Origin of the sequence: Acinetobacter sp. Res13-Abat-PEC15-P4-01 (assembly GCF_015676285.1) — a bacterium.
In the GTDB taxonomy this organism is placed as follows: Bacteria; Pseudomonadota; Gammaproteobacteria; order Pseudomonadales; family Moraxellaceae; genus Acinetobacter; species Acinetobacter nematophilus.
In genome coordinates, this window is sequence record NZ_JADAIN010000015.1 from 1 (window position 1) to 21,140 (window position 21,140).

A 21,140-nucleotide genomic window follows, 5' to 3' on the forward strand; every position below is an offset into this window, starting at 1 on the left:
ATGATTTTAAGGGGAGTTTCAATAATAACAAAAATTGTAACAGAGTTTATTTTTAGTCAGTGACATTCATATTTTACAGCATTAAAATAGTCCAAATCTCCGCACAATGGAACATAGGATATGCTCACTGCTCAAGAAGCTTTAGAACGATTAAAACAAGGTAATGAACGTTTTGCACATGGTGAAACCAATCTGACTAAATTTTTGACGCATCAGCAACGATCTGAAATGATGGACAGTCAGGAACCTTTTGCCATTATTCTGGGTTGTTCAGACTCACGTGTTCCAGCCGAAATGGTATTTGACCAAGGATTCGGTGATTTATTTGTGATCCGTGTGGCAGGGAATATTGTTGCACCTTCACAAGTCGGCAGTGTTGAATTTGCCGCAGACAGCTTTGGTTGTCCTTTAGTTGTGGTTTTGGGACATAGTCATTGTGGAGCAATACATTCCACCATTGAGGCGCTCAAAAATCCAAATACGCCGCCATCTGCAAATCTCATGTCGATTGTCAATCGTGTACGCCCTTCCGTTGAGATTCTGATGCAGACAGAATTAAAAGATGATTTAGAAAAATTATCTATGCATGCTGTGAAATCCAATGTATTCGCATCTGTAAATCAATTACGCCATGGTTCAGCAGTTTTAGAGAACTTAATTGCGCAAGGTAAACTCAAAGTTGTCGGTGCTGAATATTCTTTAGAAACAGGTGAAGTTTCGTTTTATGATTTTTAATCATATTACTTTATAGAACACATAAAAAAAATCCCACACTCGGTGGGATTTTTTATGACTATAGATTGATTAGAAGCGATAACCCATTTTTAAACCATAGGCGATTGCATTGTTGTCTTTAAACTCAGCAACGTAATCATTGCTACCTGCTTGAGCACCAGTTTGCGCCTTAGCATCGCCTAACCAGAAATATTTCACACCGCCAGCAATAAATGTTGAAGGAGTCGGGCTATATTGAACACCTAAGCCAAGGTTCCAGTAACCTTCAGTTGGACCTAGAGTTGTAACAGGATTACCTGCACCTGAATCCCAGCCAACGGATACATTTCCAGCCCATTGCTCATTCAGTTTACGACCAATACCTGCAGTGACTGTATATTGATCATCAGAGTATTCTACAAGGTTAAAGCCATTTGGTCGGTTAACTAAATTTCCTACAGCTTCAGAAACTTTACCAAACTTATATGGTTGGATCGAGAAATCCTTCCAGTTAACCCAACGCAAGTTTGCAAACGCGACAGTATTTGCCATGATTCCTGTTTGGAAATCTAAATTTACAGATTGTGGTGTGGTGATTGTTGTTTTACCGTTAGTATCCAAAGCTGCAATTTTATCGGCTGAAACACCTAGCCCAGCAATCACCTTATTGAAATCTTGAAAATCTGTGATCGAAAGATTTTCACGAATATCAGTTTTGTGATCAATTTCTGAACGGTAAGTTACAGATGCTTTTAATGCAATTTCTGGAATTTGATAAGCAGCGCCCGCTAACCAACCTACACCACCAGTTTCTTTAATTGTTGCGTCATAACCATTTAACAGGCTATATGCTTGACCACGTAGACTTACGCTACCTTTAACTGTTTGGTATACACCACCTGCATAAAGGTTAATATTTTTTGTTGGTTGGAAACCAAAAATCATAGAAAGATTTTGAGTATCAACAGAAACTTTGGTATTACCTGTACCTAGATAAGCTTTTGCTGCTTGTAAAGCGTTTTGTGTATTTTGTAAATTAGTTAAACCTTGACCAACGACAGCATTACCGCCTTTGGCAACTTGTTGTAATGCACCTAATATTTCAGTCTGAGTTGGATTTTTAGGATCTCCACCAGTTGCCGTTGTCACTGCGATCAGTGCTGGACCAAAAGCACTACCTGAAGCTTGAACTAATTTGCTAATTGAATCTGAAGCAATTTTTGTAAGAGCCGCTTGACCTAGAATAGAATCAGAACCAGGTTTTGATACAAAAATATTATCACCAGAATAGGCAGCATCAGCGCCAAATGGTTGATCGTAAATTAAACCGAAAGAAAATTTATCTGTTGGCTGTAGCTTGATTGCTGCAGAAGGGAAATAATAATCATCACCCATATCACTGATATGGCGTTGAGTTTCACTTGTTCCTGCTTCTTTTCCGCGAACTGTTGGATCTAAAACGGAAATTCCTGCTTCAAAATAATTATCTGGCTGTAAAAAAGCAGAAATAGATTGACCTGAACGATCTAAGGCTGCGGCAAAAACGCCAGTTGCTGGCAAAGTTGCAACAATCAATGCGACCGATAGATTTTTTAATTTCATTTTAATTTTTCCCTAATATAATAAAATGAATACTTTGAAGTACTTAAGTTTTGAGTGAGAAATAATTTTGATACCTAAATAACAACTCAAAGTTACTCCTAGTTACAAAATAACATATAAAAAATAAGAGTAAATACTCTAAGGCGCTAATTCTCGAAAAAAAAGTGAACTATAAAGTTTAATTTATAATCAATAAAACTGGGTTAAATCAAAAAATATTTATTTTTCAGTTGTATATATAAGTTTTTATCTTAACTTTTGTAAGTTTTTGATATTTTTTATATTGCTTAGTTGTGTGAAATTTAATCACACTTATAAAGTGAGATTTGGTTAAGATTCATTTTATATAAATAGTATTAGACGAGGAAAATGCTCATTTTTGTGTAGATGGTTATACTTTATGAGGTAAACCAAAAGTGCGCCCTGCGGGACTCGAACCCACGTCGGTCGCTTAGGAGGCAACTGCTCTATCCAGTTAAGCTAAGGGCGCAACAAGCGAATAATTTACCGTATATATCTATGAAAAAAAAGCTATTATCGAGATAATAGCTTTGTATTTGTTCTATTTTTCTTCTGGTTTTATTTCATTCGGATTCAAGATATCAAATAAAATTAACATCAACGTGATCCATACCGGAATCATCAATACTGATTCTTTAAAACCTTGATCCCACATGATATATAAAACCACACCAATAAAGATAATCACCACAAAATTGCTGATTGGTGCCCATAAAGCAGGGTATTTACTGGTTTGATTGGTCAAGCGAAGAGCGCGTTTAAATTTCAAATGGGTGAGTGTAATCATCAGCCAGTTGAGTACTAAAGCACCGACAACTACGTACATCAAATGACTTAAAGCATCTTCTGGTAAATAATAATTTAATGGTACACAACCCAAAATTAAAAACGCAGAAAGCAATACCGCTGGAATAGGTACACCATGTTTATTGGTTTTGGTAAAGATTTTAGGTGCATTTCCTTGTTTGGCTAAACCATACAGCATACGGCTATTGGCATACATACCACTGTTATACACAGAAAGTGCAGCGGTCAAGATAATGAAATTTACCAAATGAGCAGCCCATGCGATCCCAATCATACTGAAGACCATCACGAAAGGACTTTTATCTAAACCACCAAAATTTAACTGGTTCCAAGGCACCAAAGATAAGAGAATAATCATTGAACCCACATAAAAAATCAGAATACGTGGTACAACCTGATTGATTGCCTTAGGAATGGTTTTCTCTGGATCTTTTGCTTCAGCCGCAGCCATACCGACTAATTCAATTCCCCCGAATCCAAACATCAGAAAAGCCAACATGAAGAATAAGCCTTCAAATCCATTGGGGAAGAAACCACCATGTGACCATAGATTTGAGAATGCGATCCCTGAAGCTGCATCTGCTGTGAGCACCAGATAAATACCAAAAACAATCATCGCAATAATTGCTGTGACTTTGACAATGGATAGCCAGAATTCTGATTCGCCGTAGAATTTAACATTTCCTAAGTTGATGAGAGTAATCAGAACAAAGAAAAACAGTACCGAAATCCAATTGGGAATTTCAGGCCACCAATAGTTGATATATTTACCAACCGCCGTGAGTTCTGTCATTGCGACCAGAACATAAAGCATCCAGTAATTCCAGCCAGTCAAAAATCCTGGAAATTTTCCCCAGTATTTATTGGCAAAGTGGCTGAAAGAACCCGCAACAGGTTCATGAACAATCATTTCCCCCAGTTGTCGCATAATTAAAAAAACGATCAAACCGCCAATTGCATAACCCAAAATAATGGATGGCCCAGCTTTTTCGATGACATGTGCTGAACCCAAAAACAGTCCTGTTCCAATAGCGCCACCCATGGCAATCAATTGAATATGACGATTTTTAAGTCCACGTTGTAATTGTGTAGACTCGTTGCTCAATGTATACAGCTCTATTCATACGGATTTAAATATTGTAATAGATTGGTTACTTTTAGCCTAGTATCGGATTGATTTATAAAGGAGAACTGCAAAGTCAAAAAACAATATATTTAAGTTTTTGTTTAATTTTCAATGTAATAAGTTGTATTTCAGGCATTCGAATTTATATTTAAATTGGTGGATATTTACTCATTTTTCGTTTTTTTATTTCATACTTAAGTCAATCAATCCGTGTTTTTTTCAAAAAAAAGGGTAATATAAAACTGAACAGTGATTCATTATTTTAGACAACAACGATAATTGAAAGGAATGCGATAAAATGAGTTTTGCACCGCAAATCAAAATCCCTGCAACTTATATGCGTGGGGGGACCAGTAAAGGTGTGTTCTTTAAGTTGGAGGACTTGCCAGAACGCGCGCAAACAGCCGGACAGGCACGTGATCAATTATTACTTCGTGTGATCGGCAGTCCAGATCCTTATGGAAAGCAAATTGATGGGATGGGGGGTGCAACATCGAGTACCAGTAAAACGGTGATTTTGTCAAAGAGTGCTCAACCCGAGCATGATGTGGATTATCTTTTTGGGCAAGTTTCAATCGATAAGGCATTTGTGGATTGGAGTGGTAATTGTGGAAATCTGACGGCAGCAGTGGGTTCGTTTGCAATAAGCAATGGTTTGATTTCAGCGGATCGAATTCCTGAAAATGGAGTATGTACTGTTCGTATATGGCAGGTGAATATTCGCAAAACGATTATTGCACATGTTCCAGTAACTCAAGGTCAAGTTCAGGAAACCGGGGACTTTGAATTAGATGGCGTAACCTTTCCGGCAGCAGAAGTACAAATTGAATTTTTAGATCCTGCTGATGATGGTGAAGATGGCGGAGCAATGTTTCCCACAGGAAATGTGGTTGATACCCTAGATGTTCCAGAAATAGGTACATTCCAAGCCACTTTAATCAACGCTGGAATTCCAACAATTTTCTTGAATGCTGAAGATATTGGTTATACAGGCACTGAATTACAAGATGACATTAATGCTGATGGTGCTGCTTTAGCACGTTTTGAAAAGATACGTGCTTATGGTGCATTAAAAATGGGTTTAATTCAGGACGTTGCTGAAGCTGCAAATCGTCAACATACTCCGAAAGTAGCATTCGTGTCTAAACCTAAAAGTTATACTTCTTCAAGTGGTAAACAAGTGGCTCAATCAGATACAGATTTACTGGTACGTGCGCTATCAATGGGTAAATTGCATCATGCCATGATGGGAACAGCAGCCGTTGCAATTGGTACTGCTGCGGCGATTCCGGAAACTTTGGTCAACTTGGCTGCTGGAGGCGGTGAGCGCGAAGCAGTACGCTTTGGTCATCCGTCAGGAACACTTCGCGTTGGGGCACAAGCTTTAAATGCAAATGGTCAATGGGTCGTAAAAAAAGCCATCATGAGTCGTAGTGCACGAGTGCTTATGGAAGGTTGGGTGCGTATCCCGGAGGATAGTTTCTAATCTTTTTGAAGATTTAAAGTTTTATCCATTGATTCCAGCTATTTCGACAAAAAACCTTGCTTATGCAAGGTTTTGTTATTTTGTGACGTTTGTCGTCAATTGCATTATTTTTGAGTGGTGTATTGCATAATATTAATTATATTATATAGAAACTTATTTTATTGAATGCTTTTTCTACGTATTCAATCTTGTATTTAGAGGTGAATTCAACGCTGATTTCACTTTATTCAAAAATAAATCAGCGCTGAGGTGTGTATGGAACAAGAACTTATAAAACTACAAGCGAGCCTTGAAAGTTTGAAAGTTTTTGAATATTTACAAGATATAGATAAATTGCATTTGGTTTCGTTTATTTCGCAGATTCCTTTACCGATCGCTTTGCTTGACCAAGAAGCACGCTTTTTAGGAGTCAATCAAAAGTTTGCGGATATTTATGAAAGTGATGCACTGTATTTGTTTGATAAATTGTTAAATACATTTTCCACAGTGGTCTTTGCTCATTTTAATGAAGCAATGCGTCATTTTGCAAAAAATCAAAATGATTTTGAGCAGGAATTTTATGTTAAAGGAAAATTCTATCTTTCTTATTTTAAAGCAATTCGTAATCAAGACAATGAAATTGAAAGGGTTGTCGTGGTTTGTTCTGATATTACACGATTAAAACGACGTGAAAATGTTTTATTAAATAATAATCGAAAGTTACACAATCACCTTTATCTGGATTTGGTAACAGGTTTACAAAATGCGTTTGCTTTTGACCACTATTTAAGTGAAAAATGGCAAAAGAATCAGCAAACCACGATTTCGTTCATTAAAATTGATTTAGATGACTTTAAGCGTTTTAACCAGCTCAATAGTTATACCGCTGGAGATGATATTTTAATCCGTTTGGGGGCTGTACTCAGCGACGCGATCAGCCAAACTGAAGCACAGATTTTTCGTCTAAATTCAGCAAGTTTTGTGGTGGTGATTGAAGAGCTCACCGAGTGGGCAGTCATGACACTTGCTGAAAGATTTAGGTTTGCCATTACTGAAGAGAAAATCTTTTTTGGTAAAAATGATGAATATCTGACAGCTTCTATTGGGATTGTGCATTTAGAACCAGATCATCAAACTGCGGAAGTTGATGTTAAAAAAGAGCTCGATTTCGCAGTGCGTTATGCAAAGAAAAAAGGAAAGAATTCGTTATTTTTATTTAAAAATTTAGGTTTGGATTAAATAGTGCTGAGCCCTGTATTTCTTTTGGGTATGCCAATAAATGGGTGAGAATTATAATCACTCATAGTAGAATGTCTCTGACTCATCCAATATATCCATTTCTTTAAAACTTGATTTTTCAGTTTTAAAAATTTGTGCAAAACGAGGCAGATGTGACTTCAATTCCCCATGTAAATGCAGAAATTTTACAACAGGCACAAGTACAAATTCAGCAAGATTTACAAACAGCTTTAGATGCTTTTTCTTTGCCTGAACCATTAAAATCAGCTGTGCATCATACTGTGATGTTAGGGGGGAAACGGGTTAGACCAGCTTTGAGTTATGCAACATCTCAATTAAAAGCAGATAATCCAAATTTTGCTGCGGTACGCCGCGCTGCAGTAGCGATTGAATTTATACATTGTTATTCATTGGCACATGATGACTTACCTTGTATGGATAATGATTTGTTGCGTCGTGGACAACCAACATGTCATGTCGCATACGGTGAAGATACTGCGTTATTGGCAGGTGATATTTTGCAATCGATGGCATTCGAGGTTTTGGGAAGTCGGCTTTTTGATCAGGGACAAGCAGTAGATCAAGCCATTATTCTCAAACAAATGCAGATTTTGGCGACTGCCAGCTCGAAAATGGTGTGTGGACAGGTTTTAGATTTACAGGCTGAAGGACAACATGTTGATCAGGAACATCTGGAAAATATTCACCGTAATAAGACAGGCGCACTCATTCAAGCGGCAATTATGATGGCTGCTGTGACCATTTTTTCAGGAACGGATCAGGCGATCCCGCAGTTGCGCCAGTATGGTCAAGCGATTGGTCTAGCATTTCAAGTGCAAGACGATATCTTAGATGTTATTTCTGATACTGAATCTTTAGGAAAAACTGCGGGTAAAGATGAGCAAGTGGATAAATCCACATATCCTGCTTTAATGGGGTTGGAAAATGCTCAAATTTATGCGCAACAATTACATGATCAAGCATTTAAAGCGCTCGCTTATTTTGGAGATGATGCCCAAGAGCTCAACCAGATCTCGCAATTCCTGTTGGCTCGAAAAAGCTAACAGAATGATTTAAAGAGCAAGATACGTCAATATTACAGTCATGATAATTCAGCACATCTAAAGCTTGTAAATCATTAGACTTCTCTGGATTCCCCCTTCATGAAAAGGGGGCAACGGACTTAAACAGATTCTTTGTAAATTGCATCGGCTTTTTCAAAACGTTCAATCATATCTGATGATGGTGCTTTGCTGATCAAGCTGAATAGAATAATAGTGATAAAAGAACAGATAAAGCCTGGGATAATTTCATAAAGACCTGTTGTTGCAGATACTGGAATATTTTTCCAAAGAATCACGACAACTGCACCCACAATCATACCAGCAAGAGCGCCAGACAACGTCATTCGTTTCCAGAAAACAGAAAGAATAATCAATGGACCAAATGCAGCACCGAAACCAGCCCATGCATAAGCCACTAAGCCTAAAACCTTAGCTTCTGGATTACTTGCCAAGACAATTGCAAGAATTGCGATCAATAACACCATTAAACGACCCACCCAAACCAATTCTTTTTGTGATGCCGTTTTGCGGATGAATGCCTTATAAAAGTCTTCTGTTAAGGTGCTTGAGCAAACCAGTAATTGACAGCTTAGGGTACTCATCACAGCTGCAAAAATGGCCGCCAGAACGATACCTGCAATCCATGGATTAAATAAAATTTTGGTTAATTCCATAAATACCGTTTCAGGATTGGCATTGACCGTTGCCGCTAATTCCGGATGCATTTGAAAATATGCAATTCCAAAGAAGCCAGCCGCGACCGCACCGCCAAGACAAAGGGTCATCCATGTCATACCAATACGGCGGGCATTAGGAATGGATTTTACTGAATCTGCTGCCATAAAACGGACTAAAATATGAGGTTGCCCAAAATAACCTAAGCCCCAAGCCAACAGCGAGATGACTGCAATGCCTGTTAAACCACTCAATAAGCTATATGCTTGAGGACGTGCTGCGTCTAAGGCCGTATTCACTGTACTCATATCACCTAAACTGAGAATGGTGACGATTGGTGTAAGCAATAAAGCAAAAATCATCAGACCTGCTTGAATCGTATCAGTCCAACTGACAGCAAGAAATCCACCAATAAATACGTAGCTAATTGTTGCAATTGCACTGATCCAAAGTGCCGTACTGTAAGACATGTTGAACATGCTTTCGAATAGACGAGCACCTGCGACCATGCCAGAAGCACAGTAAATCGCAAAAAAGATCAGAATAATGACCGCAGATGCAACTCTTAAAATCTTTTTGTGATCATTAAAGCGATTTGAAAAATAATCAGGTAGGGTAAGTGAGTTGTTTTGAATCTCGGTATGGACACGTAAGCGACCTGCAACCAATAACCAGTTTAACCAAGCACCCGTGACTAAACCAATTGCAATCCACATTTCAGATAGACCGGATAAATAAATTGCACCGGGTAAACCCATCAGCAACCAGCCGCTCATATCAGATGCACCTGCAGACAGCGCAGTAACAAAACTGCCTAAACGACGTCCACCCAGAATATAATCATCAAAACTGCTTGTAGCACGGTAAGCGACTAAGCCAATGATGACCATTGCAACTATATAAAATAGAAAGGTAATTAACGTGGGGTTTAGGGAGCTCATACGATATCCATATACGTGGAAAAATTCAGATTCAAGGTGGAATCTAAAATAACGTGAAATTTAACCACAAATTACAAAAAAATGCTGATCATTTCTTAAACGTTAAAACAGTGCCCTAAATTTATCAGTTAAAAAAATAGGTAACCTTGAGTTACCTATTTTGACTTCTTCGGGATGTAAGCTTAATTGTTTCTGCCCATTACACCACGAATGGTATTCATGATGTCGGCTGGTAACACCACAGTTTTGGCATTATTGGATTTCGCCATATCTTGCATTGCTTTAACATATTGCTCGCCAAGTAGATAGGCAACGGGAACTTCTTTGTCTCCAACAGCAGAAGTTACCATTTCAATCGCACGTTGAGATGATTCAGCAAGAACGACTTGTGCTTCTGCATCACGACGAGATGCTTCTAAACGACCATCTGCCTCTAAAATGGCCGCTTGTTTTTCACCATCTGCTTTGGTCACTGTTGCTCGACGTTGACGCTCGGCAGCGGCTTGAGCCTCCATGGCAGCTTGCATGGTATGAGACGGTTGAATATCCTGAATTTCTACAGTTTTGAGAGTAATTCCCCAATCTGAAATATCATCAGAAATCGCTGCTTTTAATTTTGCTTTGATGTGGTCTCGCGAAGACAAAGCATCATCCAAATCCATTTCACCAACGATCGAACGGAGTGAAGTTTGTACTAGATTTTGAATCGCCCATGTATAGTTCTCAATACCATAGACTGCTTTTTCAGGTGTAGTAAGGTTGATATAGGCAACTGCATTCATCACCAAAACAGCATTATCACGTGTGATCACTTCTTGTGACGGGATATCTAAAACGATATCTTTGGTGGTCACTTTATAAGCAACTTCATCAACATAAGGGATGACGAAGTTTAAGCCAGGGCTTAAAGTAGAATGATATTTACCTAAACGTTGTACAATCCATTTGTAACCTTGAGGGACAATACGTACCCCCTTAAAAATGGTTACAGCGACAAATACAAATAAGACTAAAACAACAATAGAACCAAAACCCATTTAATTTTCCTCTTTATTCTTCATTATTGAGATGATGAATGTAGCTGTACGACTAAATCATTACCTAAAATATCTGTCACACGTACGCGGTCACCCACTTGAACAGGTGATAAGGTTCGGCAGTTCCATTCATCAGAACCTAAAACGGGCATCGGAAAGCGAACGCGAATCTGATCATGACTGAGTCCGGTTTGAATGACCATACCAGTTTGTCCGATCGTTGCTTCACGTGGAAGCCCAGCTTTGGTTTTATCTATAGAAAGTGGTTTGACGAATTTAAACCAAGCGACAGTACAGATGATGGATAAGATAATCCAGCACACCACTTGTAAGGCAAAGCTCATACCTGGAAACAGCCAAAACAAAATACTGACCACAACTGCAGCGATACCAAACCACAAGGCAGCAAATGCAGGTAGAATAAGTTCAGATAAGATCAGCAATATGCCAAGTACAAACCAATGCCACGGTTCAAAAATAAAGTCCATAATCTACCCTAGTGATTATCATTGGTATAGATGACGAATCATCTCTACCAATGTAGCAGATCATTTTAATACTGCATATAAAAACGTGTTTATTCTTATATTCAATTAGGGTGAAGTGACGTCGTTCATGATCCTGTTAAAACTTTGCTCGTGGAGCGGGTTTTAAAGCAGCAGGGGATTTTTTAAAGTTTGTGATCGCATTCTGAATCGCAATAATTTTACCTTGCGCAGCTTTTTCACCTTCTAAAATTGCCTGATTACTTGATTTAAGGTCAAGTGTCCCTAAATGCCCGACTTTAGGTTGTATCACAATATTGGCTTGAGCCAGTTCATTATTGATACTTTGTTGTCCCATAATATTGATGGTTTGATCTAATAATCCCCACATATTCATAGGTTGACTGCCACTTGGTCGAGCTGAAATATCAACAGCGATGACAATATCTGCCCCCATATCACGCGCAGTTTGTACCGGAATTGGGCTCACTAAGCCTCCATCAACATATTTGGTGTTTCCAATTGTTGCTGGCACAAATACATTGGGAATACTACAAGAAGCACGGACAGCTTGACCTGCATTACCTTTAATGAATTCTGCTTTCTTACCATTGTCTAAACGTGTTGCAACTGCTGCAAAACGAATCGGAAACTGTTCAATCGATTTATTGGCGACATTCCGATTAACATAATCTTGTAGTTTTTGACCAAGCACGATACCTTGGCTATTTAAAGTTAAATCACGTAGATCGGATTCTTTTAATTGTTGGGCAATTTGTTGCATTTGATAAGGGGTTTTACCACTGGCATAGATGCTACCCACAAAGCTACCTGCGCTGGTGCCTGTCACAATTTTGGGTTTAATTCCATGAGATTCTAAAACCTTGAGAACACCGATGTGGGCAAAACCTTTTGCACCACCGCCACCAAGTGCAATGGCAATCACCGGTTCTCGAGCTTTAATTGCTGTGGTTTGGGTTGGAGTTTTTGCCGTCTTGTCACAGCCAACGAGGGCTAGACCCAATAAGCCTATAAAACCAAGTTGTTTAACACGCATGGGAATTACTTTTGATCAAAAATATATGCTGCACATCTGAACAGATTGCATCTTATTTTTCTAGCCATTTTTCCATAGTTTTTGTAAAGGAAGCGACAATAAATGCGGGCGCTTAGGCGAAAAGTTTCCTTTAAAACGCGCTAAAATATCATCTAAATCTTTTTCATAGTCACCTGTAGGCTGTAGTGTACCTAAACAGTGAATACGTTTTTTTTCATAATCTAATGAAAAGATAGCAATTGGAATATCCGCACCCATGGCGATATGATAAAAACCGCTTTTAATCTTTTCTGCTCTTTTTCGGGTGCCCTCAGGTGCAATTGCAATCCAAATTTTTTCCTGTTGTTGAATCACTTTGATAATTTGTTGTGTCAGTCCATGCGGAGAGTCGCGATGCACGGGAATAACACCAATCCACTCAAAAAGTGATTTCAATGGTGTTTTAAATAGACTGTCTTTGCCGAAAATAGTAACTTTAACTCCAATTCCTAACATCGCAAGAAAGGCATATAAGCCATCATAGTTGGAGGTATGGGGGGCGATAAATACCACAGCTTTAGGTAAGTTCGGAAACTCACCTTCAAATCCCCAGCCTTGAACCAGATAAAGGTTTTTAAATATATTGCGGCTGGTGGTATTGCCACGTTGAGGCACTTGATCGGGTAGATTTGGAAAATTCTGTGACATCGTTTTTTATGTGACTGCTCTTGTAATGGTATTAATTTTTTGCTTAATACAACATAGATATCCATCCATTGGATATCCGCAAAATGTAAATATTACAAAATTTGCAAATTAAAGCAATATATTAAATTTAAAGTATTCAATCATTACAGGTAAATGAATGTTGATTATTCTTGAGTCAAGTTAGCATGCCATATCATTATTTATTGTTATTCTCTTTGTATTGGGCTCAAGGGTTACCTGTGGGATTTATGACCCACGCATTGCCGGTGATCTTACGGGCTCAAGGTGTTTCATTGGCTCATATTGGCGGTTTCGGACTGTTGATGGCACCATGGGCAATTAAAATTTTATGGGCACCCTTGGTGGATCGTTATGGACACCATCACGCAGGGCATTATCGCAGCTGGATTATTCCCACACAGTTTTTAACCATTGTCATTCTGGTTATTTTATCTTTCTTACCGATTCAATCTTTAAATGAACCACGATTTTTATTTCTGTTTTTTATTGCTTTGCTGTGTATGAATGGCATCGGTGCAACTCAAGATATTGCAACTGACGGTTTGGCAGTCAGTATATTGAAAGAAGAACAGCAACATTTCGGCAATATGTTTCAGGTCATTGGTTCCCGTCTAGGATTTATTGTAGGTGGGGGAGCAATTTTATGGGCAATGGATTGGCTCAGCTGGCAGACGACTTTTCTTGTTTTAGCCGCTATTGTTGCTGTCAATACACTTCCCATTTGGTTCTATCAGGAACCTAAACACCCGCGTATTGACCGCAGGCAGACACTCGATCAAGTAAATATAAGCCGCTTTGAATGGTTTAAAAATTATTTAACCTATTTTTTTGAAAATAAGGAATTAAAAGCATGGTTTTTTGTCCTCTGTACAATCAAAATTACAGATGGATTTGCGGGTCCGATCACTAAACCGTTATTGGTTGATTTAAAATTGAGCCTTTCTCAAATTGGTATTTACATTACGATGCTGGGCGCATTTTCTGCCTTATTCGGTGCTGGATTGGCAGGATGGCTATTAAAGAAAATAAAACGTCATCAAGCCTTGTTGTTATTTTCTGTCCTGAAATTAATCAGTTTAGCAGGTTTTGTTTGGTTGGCTGTCTTGTACGAGCAAGCTGTGCCTGTTAAACCGTGGATAATTTATGTGATCAATGCTTTGGAAGACATGTTTGCGGCAATGCTATTGGTGGTGATTTTAACCTTGGTGATGCAGTACAGTCGAAGTGAATATGCGGGAACTGATTTTACTTTTCAAGTTTCAATCATGGCAACCATCAGCGGTGTTTTATATACAATAAGTGGAATGATTGGAGACCAACTGGGCTATCTAAAATTCTTAAGTTTAATTTTACTTGTAGGTATGCTTTGTTTAATTCCCATTATATATTGGATAAGAAATATGTACAAAAAATGAATGTCATTGAGATAAAAAAGGATTATTCGTTATTAATATATTGATTATTTTTTTGAATTTTCTTATTTTGAAACAGGATTTAAATGTTAACTTAGAGAATAGCATTTTATTTATGATTTAAAGGTTATTATTTTACATTACATTTAGATAGGGCAAAAATTACTTTTTTGTCACTTTTTAAAGTATAGGAATTAATTGCTGTATGATTTTTTTATTGGCTCATTCTTTTGACACCGAAGAATGAGCCAATCCGAATTGAATGGGCAGAATTGATTATCTATAGGTTATAAAATAATACGTAACAACCATTATAAATATTTATTCTAGTTTTTATTTCTCAAATAATGAGAAATTTTAAAGGATTAAAATTTGAGATTAATAATACTACTAGGTACTCAAGGAATGCTTTTAAGTTCAATTTAAGCTTCATTTTTTAACTTAGGACCATTGAAGAGAGTATTGCAACAGTAATGTCTAATTTAATACAGCGTATCAAACAACGAGAAGTCTCAATTTCCCTTACTGCCTTTAATTTTATTGTTGCAGTGTGGCTAGGGTTATGTCTGAACCTTGGTTTTCTCAGCAAAGTTCAATCACTTACCCCTTATCAAGGCGTGAAAGCCCAGCTTTTTTTGATTGCTACGGCACTGGTATTGATTGCTTTATACAATCTATTGCTACAGATCTTGGATTGGAAATGGACCGCAAAATTCTTTGCGATCATTCTGGTGTTTATTGGCGGTTTTAGTGCTTATTTTGTCAATTCATTGGGTGTAGTGATTTCACCTGATCAAATTCAAAATGTAGCACAAACTGATCCAGGCGAAATTGCTGATTTACTTTCTTTTCAATTTTTTGCATGGACTTTTGGGTTGGTGATTTTGCCTATTCTTTTGATTTTATGGGTACGTATCAAACCAGAAAAAATAACCAGAGTTGTACTTTTTAAAGGGCTAAATATTGTCGGCTCTTTAGCAGTTATTGGTGGATTATTGTTTGTATTCTATGTGGATTATGCTGCTATTTTTCGTGAGCATCGTGACCTAAAAGGAATGATTTCACCTCAAAATACAGTGGCCTCAACACTTTCATACTTCCATAAAAAAGCACCTAAAAAGAATTTACCTTTAATTCGTTATGGTGAAGATGCACATATCGTCGAGGATGTTGGTTTACAACATAAACCCAAACTGATGGTTTTGGTGGTGGGTGAAACAGCTCGAGCGGAAAGTTTCTCGTTGAATGGTTATGCAAAAAATACCAATCCTGAACTTTCTAAACAGACAGGTATCATCAATTTTTCTCAAGTCAGCTCATGTGGTACTGCAACAGCTGTCTCTGTGCCTTGTATGTTTTCAGGTATGCCACGTTTAAATTATGATGAGCAACTTGCAAGTCACCGAGAAGGATTGCTGGATATTGCTCAACGTGCAGGTTATAAGGTGACTTGGATTGATAACAATTCTGGCTGTAAAGGCACCTGTGATCGTGTTGAAAAGTTTGTTATTCCTCAGGAATTAGAAAAAAAATGGTGTCAAAGTGGTGAGTGCCTAGATGGTATCTTGGTTGATAGTTTAAATGTATATCTCAAACAATTACCCAAAGATGACAAACAGCCCCATTTGATTGTTCTGCATCAAATGGGCAGTCATGGACCAGCTTATTATAAGCGTGCGCCAAATGAGTTTAAGAAATTTAAACCAACCTGTGAAACCAATGCAATTCAAGGCTGTTCTTCAACTGAATTAATTAATACATATGACAATTCGATTGTCTATACCGACCATATTTTGAATCAAGTGATTGAAAGCTTAAAGCAGCAAAACAACTATCGGACTGGTTTCTGGTATTTGTCTGATCATGGTGAGTCCACAGGTGAGCGTGGCATGTATTTACATGGTGCACCATATGCCATTGCGCCTACTCAACAGACCCATGTCCCTATGCTGATGTGGTTTTCAGAGAGTTGGAAAACTGGATCTGCAAAACAAATTGATTGTTTAACTCAACAAAAGGCAGCAAAATTGAGTCAAGATAATTTATTTCCGAGTCTTTTGAGTTTATTGAATATTCAAACTCAGGTGATTGATCAAAAGAACAATATGTTGCACCAATGTGCAGTGAACAGTTGATTGAAAGGACATAGAGCATGACCAAAATTTTAATGATAGAAGATGATTTTATGATTGCAGAATCATCGAAAACATTGTTGAAATACCAAGGCTTTGATGTTGAATGGGTCAATAATGGCTTGGACGGTTTAAAACTCATCTCAGAAAATCAATTTGATTTGGTTTTACTTGATTTAGGCTTGCCAATGATGGATGGAATGCAGGTTTTAAAGCAAATCCGCCAACGTTCAGGTTTACCTGTACTGATTATCTCAGCACGCGATCAATTGCAAAACCGGGTTGATGGTTTAAACCAGGGTGCAGATGATTACTTGATTAAACCATATGAATTTGATGAACTTGTAGCCCGTATACATGCATTATTACGCCGTTCCGGAGATGCTGCAAAAGAAGTGATGGGGCAATCATCAAATCTGTTAAAGAATGGTGAGATTGTTTTAGATGTTGAGCAACACATTGCAACATTGAAAGGCGAGCCGGTTGAGTTGTCTAATCGAGAATGGGCAATTTTGATTCCATTGATGACTCATCCCAACAAGATATTTTCTAAAGCAAATTTAGAAGATAAATTGTATGCTTTTGACAGTGAAATCAACAGCAATACAATTGAAGTTTATGTCCATCATATCCGTTCAAAATTAGGAAAGGATATTATTCGTACGATTCGTGGTTTAGGCTATCGTTTGGGGCAAGCACATAAAGCAGAATAATATGGGAACTGCATTTTCTTTAAGAAAGCGTTTAATTCGTTATACGTCTATCTTTAGTATTTTATTGGGCTGTGTGTTGGTTTTTTCGGCCTATAAGATTTCTTTAGAAGAAATTAATGAAATTCTAGATGCGCAAATGGTTTATTTGGCAGAGCGGGTTGAACTTAACCCTCGACCTATTCAAAGCCATTTTGACGAACATAAACGCTATCATGAAGAGGATCTATTTATTGATGTTTGGTCTTATACAAATCCTCAACAGGTCCCAAACACTCCTCATCATGTGATTATCCAACCTAAGCATAAAGCTGGATTTTATCGTCAAGATACCGCAAACGGGACATGGATTACCTATATTTTACCGACAGCAGACTTCCAGATTCAAATTAGCCAACAGGAAAAAGTCAGAGAGCATTTGGCCTTGGAACTTGCAGGGAGCATGTTTCTACCTTATTTGTTGATTATTCCATTTGCTTTATTGGGTTTGGTCTATATTATTCGCCGCAGCTTAAAGCCCCTAGAGGACTTTAAATCTGAATTGGCAAAGCGTGATTCTAACTCTTTGGTGGCGATTCAAAATGCGCATTACCCAGAAGAATTATTGCCCACAATTCAGGAAATGAACCATTTATTTGAGCGAATTTCTGAAGCACAGCAAGAGCAGCGACAATTCGTCGCAGATGCTGCACATGAACTCCGAACACCCATAACAGCATTGAATTTACAAACTAAAATTTTAATGAGTCAGTTTCCTGAAGAGGAAAATCTAAAAAATCTCAGTAAAGGTTTGGCGCGTATGCAGCATTTGGTGACGCAGTTGCTGGCTTTGGCAAAACAGGATGCTTCGCTGAATCATGAAGTGCAGGTCACGCAATTTAAACTTAATGATGTTGCACTCAATTGCGTCGAGCAACTGATGAATCTTGCCATGGAGAAAGATATTGATTTGGGTTTTGTACGTAATGAAACCGTTATTTTAAAAAGCGTCGAACACAGTCTTCACTCGATTATTTTTAATTTAATTGATAATGCAATTAAATATACGCCTGTTTCAGGAATGATCAATATTTCAGTTTTTGCAGATATTCACAATTTTGCGTATGTTTTAATAGAAGACAGTGGTCCAGGTATAGACACGGATATGTACGATAAAGTGTTAAAACGTTTTTATCGTGTACACCATCATCTGGAGGTGGGGAGTGGTTTAGGTTTATCTATCGTAGATAAAGCCATACAACATTTAGGTGGTGAATTATCACTATCACGTAGTGAAGAATTAGGTGGTTTAAGCGTTCTGGTTAAAGTGCCTGTTGAGCTCAATATCAAATCCATTGAATAAACTCAAATTACCCAAAGAATGAACCCTGTCCTTTTAAATCAAAGGCAGTGGTTCATTCTTTTTCATATATTGGAAAAATGTCAGACATTTATGCATTCTTCGCCCATCACTTCCCAATTTTTCTAAACTGAAATTTGCAACCCAGTTGAGTTTGTTTCCAATTCGGCAGATTTCATTGTATTTTGATTTATTTGGATAAATCTCTGCAATAAAAATCTCACATGCCTGTGCTATTTCATCATCATTGAAACGGAATGCTGTTGAAAAAATAAAACATAACCAATCGCGGATTTGGCAAGTTTCTAGATCCAACATTTCACCAGGATCAGTTTCAAAGTCGATAAATGTAAACTCTTTATGGCGATTGACTAAAATATTGCGTGCAAAAGCTTCGCTTAGATAGCTTCCTTTTTGATGGACTGATTGAATTGCCGCAATTGCTTCGCGAAAAAATTCTAATTTTTTTGCTGTATGGCCTTCCATTCGGATCAGTGCTTGGTCAAGTTGCATGACTTGATCACCAGCGTCTTCAATCAAGAGGCCTTGCGAGCAATTTGCTAAAATCTGCGGAGTTGGAATACCCAATGACTGTAATTCAGTTAGACGATGAACCTCACAGTAAATTGACTTACTTCCACCATAGTTAGGAATTGGAGTCAAAGCTTCAATATTAAGAATGCGTGCAACCCATTTTAATGGCATATAAATCCATGCAGAATGTCGCTCTGAAGCTTTTTTAAGCCACACTTTGCTGTCATCTAGCTGATAAGGCTGGATATTTGAATCTTGAGCTTTAAGAGTATTGCGGAGGAATTTAGAAAAATTACTCATATTTACACGCATAACATTACTAAATTGTTTTGAGTATAATCAAAATATAGAAAATTGTAAAAATTAAGATTACTTTAATAATTTAATATTCAAATTTTCTTCATTTTTTACAATATGTATTTCATAGACCTGAAATGAATCTATTTTTATAAATTAAACTTAAGTGTTTAGATAAAGAAATGGATGAAAGCTTTATTTATGATCATTTCATTGATTTTCTGATTCGATTTTTAAGGGGAAATGGGGGGGAGCGTCAAGCTGTTGGAAAAATCATACAGCAAAATATAATTTCACTTAATTAATAAAATCAATGCGATGAATTTATTGTTGGATAGTCGAGTACTTTGATTGCCATGCCTTATATCCAAAGTTTGAATAGATTTGCATAAGTGAAGTCTTACTCAATTTTCTGTTCATCAGGTTTGTGCGCTGCAAATAAAATTGTACTGCGTTTTTGCTCTTATCGCTCTTTTCAACATGGCTGTATCCATTCAGTTCACGATATACAGACCAAGGATGATTGAAAAGTGCAGAATATATGAATCACCGATAAACTTCCAAAAGTTTTCTATAAAAAACATAAAGTTCATAGGATATGAATGATTAAAGGCAAATCACTTTTATGAATAATCAGGCGGTTTAAGTATAGATTTCTTTTAAAAGTCGAGATGGGGAGTCTCATTCAACCCAAAAAATGCCCTTATATCAGGCTCCTCAAAGAAAGTAGACGTTTCACTAACAATACGACTTGGGCATATCTGAGCACCCATCAGAATTTTTTGAAGCATTGATCTCCAATACATAAAGATTCTGACTGATGATGATTTAATGCAGTCAAAGTGTTACCTTGCCATCTAGCCCCTCTGATGAGCTGCCCCTATTGAATAGCGGTTTTAAATTTATTAGAGAAAATACGATAGACTATTAAATTAAAAGTATAAATAATCCAACCTGTCCAAAGATTATGACTCAGGAAATGTGCTCCTCGCATCATTTGTCCCCAACCTGTAATAAAACCAAGAATAAGCCCTAAACATAGGAAAAAATAGGCGATTTTAGGATTCGATTTTCTAAAAACAAAGAATCCTGTGACCAGTGAAAAACCTGTACTGGCATGACCACCTGGAAAACAATGACCTTTGGTTGCAGAAAAGTCCCAGACATAACCTAAAGCTGTAGATTCGGTCATTGACCATGGACAAGCATGTGCTGAATGTGATTTTAATAGTCCAATCACAACAGTAGATAAAACACTGACCCAGAATAAATAACCTAACTGCCATCTATACGTTTTTAAATTTTCCAGTTTAAACGATAGAATCCACGTAACAAGTACCGTTACATAAAATACGATAACCAGATTTTTTAATAGTTTGTGATTGATTTCTACCAGAAACCAGTTGTTTTTTAAAGGAAAATTTCCGGTAGAATCTATCCAGGGGTGAATCAGTTGCATATCAATAGTGCCACCAATCGGGAACACAAACAATAATATTAAAAATAGTATTCCTAGTAATAAGCTGTTTTTTAAAAAGAATTTATTAGCTTCTGAAAAAGGCATGAAAAGGATCACTCAATTGAATCATTTTAATCGTTTGCTATTTAAAAAAAATAAACTTAAACCAGACTTAACTAATTAAATCATTCAATGAGCTGATGAGGGTAATTTCTAGTCCTAATAACAAATGATTCATCTTGACGCATTTATCATTTTATTTATTATTCCAGTAAAAAAAGTGTTTTAAAATAACAACTCATGATAATCAAATATT

Annotated in this window: 17 protein-coding genes and 1 tRNA gene; 8 read left to right on the forward strand and 10 right to left on the reverse strand. The window is 37.3% G+C overall.

The features are described from left to right. Positions 1-120 precede the first annotated feature (120 nt). Positions 121-735 carry a carbonic anhydrase gene (locus IMO47_RS05035; RefSeq protein WP_196075438.1) on the forward strand — a complete coding sequence of 205 codons (615 nt, stop codon included), beginning with the start codon at positions 121-123 and terminating at the stop codon, positions 733-735. A 69-nt stretch (positions 736-804) separates the two neighbouring features. Here IMO47_RS05035 and IMO47_RS05040 read toward each other — a convergent pair whose 3' ends face one another. The 3 genes from IMO47_RS05040 to IMO47_RS05050 form a co-directional block, all read right to left on the reverse strand. After that, positions 805-2,316: a long-chain fatty acid transporter gene (locus tag IMO47_RS05040; protein ID WP_196075439.1), complete on the reverse strand. Its 1,512-nt coding sequence runs from the start codon at positions 2,314-2,316 to the stop codon at positions 805-807. Positions 2,317-2,733: 417 nt separating this feature from the next. Next, positions 2,734-2,806: transfer RNA gene (locus IMO47_RS05045), tRNA-Arg, on the reverse strand. 72 nt (positions 2,807-2,878) lie between these two features. Beyond that, positions 2,879-4,249, reverse strand: a complete 1,371-nt coding sequence (locus tag IMO47_RS05050; RefSeq protein ID WP_196074385.1) for an amino acid permease — start codon at positions 4,247-4,249, stop codon at positions 2,879-2,881. A gap of 319 nt (positions 4,250-4,568) precedes the next feature. Between IMO47_RS05050 and prpF the strand changes: the two genes are divergently transcribed. The 3 genes from prpF to IMO47_RS05065 all read left to right on the forward strand — a co-directional run bounded on the left by prpF (position 4,569) and on the right by IMO47_RS05065 (position 8,038). Next, complete coding sequence (gene prpF, locus IMO47_RS05055; protein WP_196074384.1) at positions 4,569-5,756, forward strand: 2-methylaconitate cis-trans isomerase PrpF; 1,188 nt, start codon at positions 4,569-4,571, stop codon at positions 5,754-5,756. Positions 5,757-6,011: 255 nt separating this feature from the next. Then, positions 6,012-6,974, forward strand: coding sequence for a diguanylate cyclase (locus tag IMO47_RS05060; protein WP_196074383.1), 963 nt, complete (start codon positions 6,012-6,014; stop codon positions 6,972-6,974). A 152-nt stretch (positions 6,975-7,126) separates the two neighbouring features. Beyond that, positions 7,127-8,038: a farnesyl diphosphate synthase gene (locus tag IMO47_RS05065; RefSeq protein WP_196074382.1), complete on the forward strand. Its 912-nt coding sequence runs from the start codon at positions 7,127-7,129 to the stop codon at positions 8,036-8,038. A gap of 119 nt (positions 8,039-8,157) precedes the next feature. On the opposite strand, the gene putP is transcribed toward IMO47_RS05065, so the two are convergent. From putP to IMO47_RS05090, 5 genes are all read right to left on the reverse strand, one after another. Beyond that, complete coding sequence (gene putP / locus IMO47_RS05070) at positions 8,158-9,654, reverse strand: sodium/proline symporter PutP (RefSeq protein ID WP_196074381.1); 1,497 nt, start codon at positions 9,652-9,654, stop codon at positions 8,158-8,160. Between the two features lie 182 nt (positions 9,655-9,836). After that, positions 9,837-10,691, reverse strand: coding sequence for a stomatin-like protein (locus tag IMO47_RS05075; RefSeq protein WP_004828156.1), 855 nt, complete (start codon positions 10,689-10,691; stop codon positions 9,837-9,839). A gap of 23 nt (positions 10,692-10,714) precedes the next feature. After that, positions 10,715-11,179: an NfeD family protein gene (locus IMO47_RS05080; protein WP_196074380.1), complete on the reverse strand. Its 465-nt coding sequence runs from the start codon at positions 11,177-11,179 to the stop codon at positions 10,715-10,717. 136 nt (positions 11,180-11,315) lie between these two features. Next, positions 11,316-12,233, reverse strand: coding sequence for a patatin-like phospholipase family protein (locus tag IMO47_RS05085; protein ID WP_196074379.1), 918 nt, complete (start codon positions 12,231-12,233; stop codon positions 11,316-11,318). 60 nt (positions 12,234-12,293) lie between these two features. Then, complete coding sequence (locus tag IMO47_RS05090) at positions 12,294-12,920, reverse strand: 1-acyl-sn-glycerol-3-phosphate acyltransferase (RefSeq protein ID WP_196074378.1); 627 nt, start codon at positions 12,918-12,920, stop codon at positions 12,294-12,296. A 185-nt stretch (positions 12,921-13,105) separates the two neighbouring features. Between IMO47_RS05090 and IMO47_RS05095 the strand changes: the two genes are divergently transcribed. The 4 genes from IMO47_RS05095 to IMO47_RS05110 all read left to right on the forward strand — a co-directional run bounded on the left by IMO47_RS05095 (position 13,106) and on the right by IMO47_RS05110 (position 18,537). Beyond that, positions 13,106-14,356, forward strand: a complete 1,251-nt coding sequence (locus IMO47_RS05095; protein WP_196077849.1) for an MFS transporter — start codon at positions 13,106-13,108, stop codon at positions 14,354-14,356. Between the two features lie 470 nt (positions 14,357-14,826). Further along, complete coding sequence (locus IMO47_RS05100; protein WP_196076670.1) at positions 14,827-16,488, forward strand: phosphoethanolamine--lipid A transferase; 1,662 nt, start codon at positions 14,827-14,829, stop codon at positions 16,486-16,488. 17 nt (positions 16,489-16,505) lie between these two features. Next, entirely contained in the window at positions 16,506-17,198 is a 693-nt protein-coding gene (locus IMO47_RS05105; protein ID WP_196076671.1) for a response regulator transcription factor, read from the forward strand. A 1-nt stretch (position 17,199) separates the two neighbouring features. Beyond that, the gene (locus IMO47_RS05110; protein WP_196076672.1) at positions 17,200-18,537 is read left to right on the forward strand and encodes an ATP-binding protein; all 1,338 of its coding nucleotides are present in this window, start codon (positions 17,200-17,202) and stop codon (positions 18,535-18,537) included. Between the two features lie 33 nt (positions 18,538-18,570). Here the strand turns inward: IMO47_RS05110 and IMO47_RS05115 are convergent, their stop codons facing one another. Both IMO47_RS05115 and IMO47_RS05120 read right to left on the reverse strand, forming a co-directional pair. Beyond that, positions 18,571-19,368 carry a serine/threonine protein kinase gene (locus IMO47_RS05115; protein WP_196076673.1) on the reverse strand — a complete coding sequence of 266 codons (798 nt, stop codon included), beginning with the start codon at positions 19,366-19,368 and terminating at the stop codon, positions 18,571-18,573. Positions 19,369-20,245: 877 nt separating this feature from the next. Further along, complete coding sequence (locus IMO47_RS05120) at positions 20,246-20,929, reverse strand: phosphatase PAP2 family protein (RefSeq protein ID WP_196077840.1); 684 nt, start codon at positions 20,927-20,929, stop codon at positions 20,246-20,248. Positions 20,930-21,140: the final 211 nt, after the last annotated feature.

What these genes read in the sequence shown, in the direction of transcription:
- IMO47_RS05035 (WP_196075438.1), top strand. Translation starts at nt 121, where the DNA reads ATGCTCACTGCTCAAGAAGCTTTAGAACGATTAAAACAAGGTAATGAA.
- IMO47_RS05040 (WP_196075439.1), bottom strand. Translation starts at nt 2,316, where the DNA reads ATGAAATTAAAAAATCTATCGGTCGCATTGATTGTTGCAACTTTGCCA.
- prpF (WP_196074384.1), top strand. Translation starts at nt 4,569, where the DNA reads ATGAGTTTTGCACCGCAAATCAAAATCCCTGCAACTTATATGCGTGGG.
- IMO47_RS05060 (WP_196074383.1), top strand. Translation starts at nt 6,012, where the DNA reads ATGGAACAAGAACTTATAAAACTACAAGCGAGCCTTGAAAGTTTGAAA.
- putP (WP_196074381.1), bottom strand. Translation starts at nt 9,654, where the DNA reads ATGAGCTCCCTAAACCCCACGTTAATTACCTTTCTATTTTATATAGTT.
- IMO47_RS05075 (WP_004828156.1), bottom strand. Translation starts at nt 10,691, where the DNA reads ATGGGTTTTGGTTCTATTGTTGTTTTAGTCTTATTTGTATTTGTCGCT.
- IMO47_RS05080 (WP_196074380.1), bottom strand. Translation starts at nt 11,179, where the DNA reads ATGGACTTTATTTTTGAACCGTGGCATTGGTTTGTACTTGGCATATTG.
- IMO47_RS05085 (WP_196074379.1), bottom strand. Translation starts at nt 12,233, where the DNA reads ATGCGTGTTAAACAACTTGGTTTTATAGGCTTATTGGGTCTAGCCCTC.
- IMO47_RS05090 (WP_196074378.1), bottom strand. Translation starts at nt 12,920, where the DNA reads ATGTCACAGAATTTTCCAAATCTACCCGATCAAGTGCCTCAACGTGGC.
- IMO47_RS05095 (WP_196077849.1), top strand. Translation starts at nt 13,106, where the DNA reads ATGCCATATCATTATTTATTGTTATTCTCTTTGTATTGGGCTCAAGGG.
- IMO47_RS05100 (WP_196076670.1), top strand. Translation starts at nt 14,827, where the DNA reads ATGTCTAATTTAATACAGCGTATCAAACAACGAGAAGTCTCAATTTCC.
- IMO47_RS05105 (WP_196076671.1), top strand. Translation starts at nt 16,506, where the DNA reads ATGACCAAAATTTTAATGATAGAAGATGATTTTATGATTGCAGAATCA.
- IMO47_RS05110 (WP_196076672.1), top strand. Translation starts at nt 17,200, where the DNA reads ATGGGAACTGCATTTTCTTTAAGAAAGCGTTTAATTCGTTATACGTCT.
- IMO47_RS05115 (WP_196076673.1), bottom strand. Translation starts at nt 19,368, where the DNA reads ATGAGTAATTTTTCTAAATTCCTCCGCAATACTCTTAAAGCTCAAGAT.
- IMO47_RS05120 (WP_196077840.1), bottom strand. Translation starts at nt 20,929, where the DNA reads ATGCCTTTTTCAGAAGCTAATAAATTCTTTTTAAAAAACAGCTTATTA.